Below are 1,521 nucleotides of genomic sequence, written 5' to 3'. Positions count from 1 at the left end.
TTAGCGTGGCGTATTGCGTGGTGCCGAGGACGTGGCCGTCCGCATCGTAGGTGTAGGCCGTCACCGCCCCGGTCGCATCCACCGTCCCGGCCACGCGCCCATCGGCATCGTAGAAGGTCGTGCTGACGTTGCCCGCCGGATCGATCTGCGCGACTTGTTCACCAGCCGCGTTGTAGAGGTAGCTGGTCACGCGGCTGGTCTGCCCGCTGGCCGACTGCGTGCTGCTGATCAGCAGCCCCGCGCTGTTGCGCACCTGGGTCGTGATCAGGCCGTTGGCCTGAGTGATCGCCAGGGTGTTGCTGCTGTCGGTGTAGACGTAGCTGGTGACATGACCTAAGGGATCGGTGCGGCTGATCAACCGGTTCAGGCCATCGTAGGCATAGCTGGTTGTCTCCAGCGTCGTGCGGTTGGCACCGCGCTCGGTCGCGCTCTGCAGCAGCTTGCCCTGGGCATCGTAGGTGTAGGTGGTGACGGTGGCACCGACGTCGCCGGTCAGGGTACCTACACCACTGCTGTTGAGGGTGTCCCATTGCGTCTGCGTGGTCAGCTGACCACGGACATCGTAGGTGTAGTCCGTGCGCATCAGTCGAGCCAGTGTGGCCTGCACCGGGGTGCTCGCCACCCAGCTCTGCAGGGTGGCCAGGGTCGGCGGCGTGCTCGGGGACAGCCCGGTGAGGCTGTAGCTGGCACCCACGTACTGCTTGGTGCTGCTGAGCACCGTCAGTCCGCTGGTCGTGGTGTAGTCGTGCTCGGTGACGTTGCCCAGCGGATCGACGACGTAGTTGAGGCGGTCGCTGGCGTCGTACACGTCATACGTCGTCTGCGCACCGCTGGGGGCGACATAACCGCTCTGCCCGACCACGCCCTGCGCGGCGACGGTATAGGTGGTCTGACTCAGCACCTGATCGTCGGCGTTGTAGGTGTAACTGATCGTGTGACCCGTCGCATCCTCGACGCTGAGCAGGTTGCCGCTGGTGTCGTAGCTGTAGCGGGTGACGCCGCCGTCGGCATCGGTCGCGGTCAGCAGGTTGCCGTTGGCGTCATAGCTGTACTGGGTGGTCGGTGTCACGCCGTTGACGGTCGGTGCGACTATCTGGGTCAGTTCGCCGGCGGCGTTAGAGGTATAGGTCGTGGCCTGGCCCAGCGCGTTGGTCACGGTGGTGCTACCGCTGGCGTAGCTCAGGGTCACGGTCTGTGCCGCGGCACCCGTGCCGGTGGTGATCCCGGTCACCTGGTAGGCGCCTTGGGCGTCTTCGGTGTACGTGTAGCTCACCGTGGTGCCGTCGCTCTGGCTGACCGAGGCCACCCGGTCGCTGCTGCCGTCGTAACCGTAGGTGGTGGTGTAGCTGGCCGTGCTGCTGTCGGTGTCCGAGCCCAGCAGCGTGGCCACCGTGCTCAGACGGCCCTGTGTGTCGTAGGTGTAGCTCACCTGCTGACGGGTCACCGCGGTGCTCTGGCCCGGCGGGATGGCCTGGATCGACAGGCCGGTCAGCTGGCCGCTGGTGTTATAGGTGAAGGTCA

The 1,521-nt window shown here is 65.8% G+C and carries 1 pseudogene; it reads right to left on the bottom strand.

What is annotated here, in order from left to right:
* Positions 1-1,521, bottom strand: a pseudogene (locus tag HDE80_RS21920) (RHS repeat protein); the annotation flags it as partial.

Origin of the sequence: Rhodanobacter sp. A1T4, from assembly GCF_014207185.1 — a bacterium.
Classification (GTDB): Bacteria; Pseudomonadota; Gammaproteobacteria; order Xanthomonadales; family Rhodanobacteraceae; genus Rhodanobacter.
Note: the sequence above shows the minus strand (reverse complement) of the source record. Positions and strands in the feature narration are given on the sequence as shown.